Source organism: Candidatus Cloacimonadaceae bacterium (genome assembly GCA_030693415.1).
Lineage (GTDB): Bacteria > Cloacimonadota > Cloacimonadia > Cloacimonadales > Cloacimonadaceae > JAUYAR01.
On sequence record JAUYAR010000084.1, the window covers coordinates 1 to 7,394 of the forward strand.

The following is a 7,394-nucleotide window of genomic DNA, read 5'->3' on the forward strand; positions in this document are numbered from 1 at the left end:
ATGGCTATCAAGGTGTGGACTTCCGCTTCAGGATTATCTGCCAAGGTCGCAGCCGCCCATTCAAGCAATGTTCTTTTGAATTCTTTGAAGCCTCCGGCGTTCGGTTTTGCGGTCTTGATGTCTATCAGGTAAATCGCGCCGATTGATGCTATTAGCTTCAAATCAACTCTGGTCAGGTTTACATTCTGCATAGTTCCCTTGTTGCATACTTGTCGGATAGCGTCGATCTCGGCAATCTTGTTTGGTGCGGTAGTGGCTGTTGTCAAACCATTCATTATGTTCTGGATAACATGATGGGCGTCTGAGGAAATGCGATTTCCAGCCGATATCTGTTTTGATGACAATGCGAAACGATTTGATCCAAGTGCTACGGCAACCGGTTCAAAGACAGTAGTCCCAAAATTCGTATTCAAAGAGTGGATAAATGAATACAATGCCAACCTGTCCTTGCCCAACAATCTGGTATGAAAAGGCATGGAAGCGGGTTCGGGATTGTGGTTTTGAAACTTGGCTCTCAGGCTATTGATCAGGATTTCTTCAAGTAGTTTGGTTTGTCGTGGGGTTAGGGGCATAAATCACTTACTCCTTATCCGTTTTATACATAAAACTCATTAATTTCCTCAAAGTGTATTCCGCAAATTACACCATTTTCCTCAAATGGAAGATGATCTCCGAGTAAGCACCCTTATCCTTTTCGGTTCTATTCAACACGGGTCGTTTGTATTGATTCACTATTTTCATGCCGGCATTTTCAGCAATGATTGGATACAAATTGCATTTGTCATTGGCAACCATAAACACGTCATAATCATCCGCCAGAAAGCGTTTGCAGTTATTGAGAACCTCGCTTATCCCCAGAACATAGCTTTGTTTGGCTGCTCTGTTCTGCCCCTTGAAAAGCGGACCGATTTCCAGTTCATCGTGTCGTTCAAAACCAAACAGATCATAGGCATAGGCATGTTGCTCATGATAGTCGATCAAACCCACATAGGGAGGAGAGGTGAATATACCCTTGATCTTCTGAGAGTCGATCAGTGAAGCGAGGGCAGGCTCTACTTGTTTCACTTTATCCTGTATGTCGATGTTTCTGCTGTCGCCGGTGACGCAAACCTGCATAGTGTCAGTTCTCAAGTTGTCAAACTGCTTAAGGCGGCTGGTTGTGTCCTTGGTATAGGTTGTCCACCATTTGAGCATGGAGAAGAGCGGCTTGCACATTTTGCCATGCTTTGAGCAATAATATGTCGTGGTAATAGGTTCATTGAGCGTTGCCAGATCGGCATGGGTGGTGGCGCGGCAGCTTCTGATGGTGCGGCTCAGGATGATGCCGAGGATTTTCTTTGTGAAGCCATTGCTGATCTTCTGAATCTCACGATAGACGAAATCGATCTCCGAACGTATGGGTCTGATGAACCATTTATCCATAAATGTGAGGGGATTCTCCTGAAGCAACTTGATTTTATACGTCTCGATCAAATCCAGGTACATTGGCAGAAACTCTTGCTCTTTTTCGGCTCCATACGTTTTTTCATCAACCTGATTGTTTCTCAACCGATATTTATAATCCGGTACTGGAAAATACTTGTTGTTGAATTCATACAGTTCCTTGAGCAGTCTATCTTCAAATTCAATGGTTTTTGAGTCCGTGAGAAATAGCTTCAGCGCCTTTGTGATGCGTTCGCTCTCGGATTGAACATCGCTCAAGTCATATTTTTTCACCTTACAGCCTGAAATCATCACATTAAAAGCTGAGATATCCACACCCACTGCATGCAGCCCGAGCTCGCTTGCTTGCACCAAAGTAGTCCCGCTACCGGCAAAGGGGTCCAAAACGATGTCCCCAGGCTTGAAAAAAGTCTCGGTCTTAAAGCTATCAGTGTGGCGATCAAGAAAATACTCGACGAGTTGGGGGATGAATTTGCCCTTGTATGGATGCAGCCGATGAACGTGTTTGGTGGTTTCAGCTTCTTTATATTGGTCAAATGACAAAGCCCAATTCAGGTCTTCGCCAAGCTGCTGACGCCAGGTCATCTCCCTGCTGCCATTGTATGTCTTATAGTATTCATGCAATTCATGCTTTGATATCAATACAGTACCATTGTCCCCGTATTTGCGGATGCGCCCATATTGGATCAGATAGCTGATATTGGATGTCGAAACATATTTTCCAAGGTGGCTTGTCGCCCATCCGCTGGCATCCTTCACATTGATCAGATCAGTGGCTTCCATTGCCATTTTATCTCTCCCTAAAACTCTCGATATGGTAAAAAAAAGCTCTCAAGTCCATTAATTCTACAATGAGAACCGATGACCAGTTAAAAACTGGCTTAATTGGTGTCAATAGAAAACTGGACACCCGATAGTTCCATGCCACCGATCCTGCGAAGTCAACGGGTGAGCGGGTGAACAAGTGAACAGTTGAACGAGTTGTTTCGCTTCAGATTTCAGTGATCATGATGATCATCACGATCCGCGTCATCTGTGTTCTATTGAGAAGAAGACCACAGGTGAGATGGTGAATGAGTGAACGGGTGAGTTCCGTGTTTCGGTTCCCAGCAATTCTCAATTTTCAATTTTCAATTCTCAATTCTCAACAGAGTAGATGATCTGAACTCTTTGGGTTACATTGACATAAGTAACGATGTGAAAAGTATCCGGGTTAGAACCAATGTGAGTGGATGCGCAGGCAAAGTACTCGCCTCCACCGGAGTGGCAATCCCCAAATCTATAATTATCTAACTCATCACCAAGCGTTCAGAAGCGGTTTTGTTGTGCCAACAACTTTTTTTCACGTTGTAATATATTGTCTTATTGTGCCTTACAAAATCGTGCTGTCAAACTTGAGTCTGACGGGCTATATTGCCGTATTTGATGTTTTGTTCCTGCAGCGGCATTTTTGGTGCCTTACGCATCAGGGTTCTTTTCAGACGGGGATGGTAGTAATAAACGGCATCATCCAGCTTGCCGGAAAATCCTTTAATGCCTTCCTTTACAGTAGCTTTCATGGTTTCCTCCACTTCTTTGTCCCATTATCCGCCCTTGCTCCAAGTTGTCAATCACTTCTTTATCCCACCTTAATCAAGCGTTAATTATTAACGCTTGATTAATGGGAGATAATCACTTGATTAACGCTTTCAAGCAAGGAAGAATGAGGAAATTACCTGTATGTGATTGTGAGAGAATGAGATGAGAGAATGGGATTTTAGTTTCCTTCCCCTATCACATATTCCCACATACAGTCAGATTAGAATACAAAAGGGAAAAGGGTAGATTAAAACCCTTTCCCCCAGATTGTTTGCTAAAAGCTAATTGTAAAGGATAATTTTAGATTTCGAAAGAAGGAGGTGTTCCAAAAATCAAGATTATCTTGATCAAACATACTCATCAGCTCGACCTGTAGGTTATTATTTGCTTTATAGCAAAGCCCATAGCTAAAGTCCGTGGCAGAAGTATTGGTCTTTATACTATGACTTTCAACCAGATAGCTATTATCCGCGAGCATGACATAAGGATTGGTTTGATTGGGATAATATATCTCAATCAAAGTTGGTTCGATCAGCGTTGGTCTGTAGCTATCATTCATTATGTCCACTACTTGTGTGAATACAGAGCCAAAACGCATTGCCCATTTCTGATTCGTGGAAAACCAGTATTCCAAGCCAACCGGGATTCTTATAGAGCTAACCGAATTTACATGCTTGGTTTTACCTGACGAAATGGATGTTTCCTTACGAATACTATTCCAGGCACCTGATGTGTTGAAAAGAGTATCAATTGAACTATAGGAATAGTTGAAATCACCATCTTGAGTATGCTTATGGAAATGATAGTATAACCCTGTGCCGAAAAAGGTATTTTTATTCAGAGGATAGCCGAATTTCACGGAGGTGTTTAAATCCAGTCCGCTGATGTCGCCGGTTTCTCTCAAGTTTTCCAAAATCGTGTGATGATTGCTATTGGGAGCGTAATCTTCATACTGGTAGAGATCATTGTCGATAGCATCCAGGTTCAAGATCCCGAGCGCCAAATTGAAGCTTACAAATCCTTCTTTTTTTCGATCCTGATCTGGGACGAGAGTGAAGCGCGCACGCCCGGACAGCTCATTATACAAACCATCTTGTGCGGATTTCAGATAGGCTGATTCCGATTCGGTAGTCTCTATGGCGTTATGCTCAATTCTATTCGCTTGGTCATCAGTGATGTTTTCCATTTTCATATAGCGGAATACATAGGAACATGACAACTCCCGCTTGGTTCCAAGCTGCATATACCCGAATTCATTGTGGATGGCATGTTCCGACACCTCCGTGTTGAAATCTCCCTCACGGGTTAATTCATAGTTATATTCAGTAGCGGTAGGGTCCTGATCAGGTAGGTTCATTATTCTGGAGTAGTAATCAGTTGTAGGAGCGCCATAGTTAAAATCCAACAAGGCGGAATTAGCATAGGTTTCGCTTTGTAAAGATTTCAGATATCCGATTTTGTAACCCAGTATTTTCTTGGGTGTTAACTCATAGGCAAGGGTCAGAAAGGTTTCATTTCCATGATCCAAGATCAGGTTTTTGTACTTTTGTGTGATATTCCTATACCTGTCATACAAACCATTGTTGTTTGTATCATAGTAAGACTGCCAATCATACTCCACTTCTCCCCAGCTTGTGGTGAAGATATTTGGCTCCGGAGAGCAGTCTATTTGTAAAGGAAACTTGTTAACATAATACTTAAACAGAAAGGCAGCCTTTAGTTTCTGAAACAATGCCTTGTCAGACGCTGCACCCAGCAGAAGGTAATTGCCACCGTTTGTCATAAAGATCTGGTCATTGGCATCAAAATTACTGAGATTGCTAAACAGCTTCGTCCCATTCAAATAATACAGATCAAGAGGACTGAAAACATATTCCAAATCATCATCCAAAGCGCCACTGGTGGAGAGATGGCGAAAAGAATTGATTTCCTGGGCGCAGCAGACTGTAAAGATAGTTAAGATTATCGCGATAAATAACATCCGTTTCATTGTTCACCTCCTATTACTGAATCTATACTTGCGAGTAATTTACCGCCGATAATAACGACGATCGTGGTTGTAATACTTTGGGGTGTGCTATAACCTGGGTTTGTCCATGTACCGCCTGATTGAGCGACGATCTGATTATTGTGATCAATGATGGCATAGTAGTTTTCAGAAGGCCACTCACCGGGGGAATAATATGTGGTAATCAGGTCACCGTTGGTAACATCGAAGGTGTGGTATTGGGGACCATATCCATCATCTATTGTAACGTATGAGTGAACAGGAATACCATTGACAAATACGAATAAATATCCTCCGTTCCAGCCATCACCGTAGCTATCAAGCAGAGCAACTTTCCATTGGACTAAGACATTTTCAATCAAAGTTATACTTCGAATATTGGATGGCGGTGTTTCATAAATCGGTGTAATGTCCGTATCAATTGCTGTGATATAATATCTGTAAGTGTTGCCAATTGCCAGATTATATTCGTCAATGTACTGAGTTTGATTTGTCACATTGAGTGTTCCCACAAGCTGAAAAACTGTTCCGCCTACTAGCTCGCGATAGATTCTGAAGCCTGTTTCACTATTGCAGGTTTCCGACCAGTTCAAGCGAACCGCAGGCGTACTCCCTGTCTGTTGCAAAGATTGCAAATTGGGGGATTGCATCCGATAATTTACGTAAACATTAGCGGGAGCCGTCAGAGGAGTGTCATCCATCAAACCGATTTTCTGTAATCTATAGCTATAGGTATTATATTGCACCACGGCATTGTCCTGATAGGTATAGACATAATTTGGATTGGCAGGAAGCACTTCATTGGCAGCAGCTAATAGGACATTATCACGGAACAACTTGAAACTGCCCGGAATGTCACTTCGATCACGCCAAGATATTATCACCTGGTTATTAATATTAACTCGAAACATTATTTCTGGAGCAAGCCTTGAGGCTGTTTTTACGGTAAGAGTGTCAATCTTGCTCAATCCCGTGCGCACTTGAGTCGCAACCGAGTAACGATAAACAGTATTGTGAGTTAGCAAAGAATCAATAGAGGAGGTATTCGCTTTGCTATAAATGTTCCCAATCAATTGATTGTTACGGAGAAGCTTATAGCAAAGGAAATTGTCATCATTGCTCTCTTGCCAGGTTAGACTTACACGATCAGGACGGATATTGTAATTTCGATATCCAATATAACAATTCCCATCCTGAGACATTAACGAAGACCGATTAAACAATGGCTCTTGATTTGCATTATCCGGTAAATAGCTACCGGGTTTCATCAAATCAGAATCACAAGCCGTCAGAAATAACAGCACAAAGAGCACCATAACGAAGACTTCTTTGTAACGCATTGTGTCACCTCCAGTTTTTAGTAAATCCATTAGAAAAATCTCTCGAAATTCGGTCAAGCTTTTTTTAGTTTCTTAACTTTCTGGGCGTGAATGTCGTGATAGAGATGTCGCGTGACAAGGAAAACTGGAAAAAATGACAAGGAAAACTGGACGATTTTGGACAAGGAAAACTGGACAAACCTGTATTATTATATTTTCTCGTGACTTAGCTGATACAATCGTCCATTGATAGGGATGTAGATATATGTAGGTTAATCTGGACAGCGGGGAGCGGTATTATATTTTCGGATGAGGGTGTCGAGGATGCCGATCATAGTTAAGTCAGAAGAGTCTTTGGTGTAAGGGATGGGGGTGAATTCGTGGTTGATGGGCATTAGCCAGGCGGTTTTTTGTTTGGGAACGAGGACGAGCTGCTTCAGCGTAATGCCGTCTGGAGTGCGGAAAGCCATGATGCGGTTGTTGATTTGGATGCCGCGCCAGTCACGGGAGCAGATGACCAGATCGCCGGAGAGGATTTGCGGTTCCATTGAGCTGCCTGCCACCCGGAACAGAAATTAGTGTTGTTGGCGCTCCCAAAAGCGACATCTATAATTTTTATTGGAGCGGAAACACTCAGCCTGTGTCTAAGATGATAGTTGTATATGGCAGAATTAACGCCATTGGGACAGAGCAATCCCCGATTACTTTCGATGTTTACAGTGAGGACAGTGATTACCGCTGGGGTGGGATATATATGGGTATGAACGCCCCCATGTCCTCCTATGAATACTGCGAGTTCAGAAGATCATTTTTTTGTTATTATAATCAGAATTACTGGTCAACTGCTGCATTATACTTCGATAATGGTATCATCAATGTTCGCAGTTGTTCATTCCGGGACATTTAATACAAGATTTATATTGACATGCCATAAATACTGATTATATTGTCTCATATCTAAACTTAGAAGGAGTGAGAAATGGGACGACCTAAGCAGAGCTTGGATTCATGCACATTGGAAGCCATTGAGCAATCAATATCAGCTT

The 7,394-nt window shown here is 42.4% G+C and carries 6 protein-coding genes; all 6 read right to left on the reverse strand.

What is annotated here, in order from left to right; all coding sequences use genetic code 11:
• Positions 1–572: TdeIII family type II restriction endonuclease (locus Q8M98_05125; GenBank protein MDP3114143.1), on the reverse strand; the 572-nt coding region annotated here is incomplete at its 3' end.
• Positions 573–639: 67 nt separating this feature from the next.
• Positions 640–2,232, reverse strand: coding sequence for a DNA methyltransferase (locus tag Q8M98_05130; protein ID MDP3114144.1), 1,593 nt, complete (start codon positions 2,230–2,232; stop codon positions 640–642).
• Positions 2,233–2,831: 599 nt separating this feature from the next.
• Entirely contained in the window at positions 2,832–3,002 is a 171-nt protein-coding gene (locus Q8M98_05135) for a hypothetical protein (GenBank protein MDP3114145.1), read from the reverse strand.
• Positions 3,003–3,295: 293 nt separating this feature from the next.
• Entirely contained in the window at positions 3,296–5,011 is a 1,716-nt protein-coding gene (locus Q8M98_05140; protein MDP3114146.1) for a hypothetical protein, read from the reverse strand.
• Complete coding sequence (locus tag Q8M98_05145) at positions 5,008–6,399, reverse strand: hypothetical protein (GenBank protein ID MDP3114147.1); 1,392 nt, start codon at positions 6,397–6,399, stop codon at positions 5,008–5,010. Before Q8M98_05145 ends, Q8M98_05140 begins: the two co-directional genes overlap by 4 nt.
• 221 nt (positions 6,400–6,620) lie before the next feature.
• Positions 6,621–6,911 carry a S24/S26 family peptidase gene (locus Q8M98_05150; GenBank protein ID MDP3114148.1) on the reverse strand — a complete coding sequence of 97 codons (291 nt, stop codon included), beginning with the start codon at positions 6,909–6,911 and terminating at the stop codon, positions 6,621–6,623.
• Positions 6,912–7,394 lie beyond the last annotated feature (483 nt).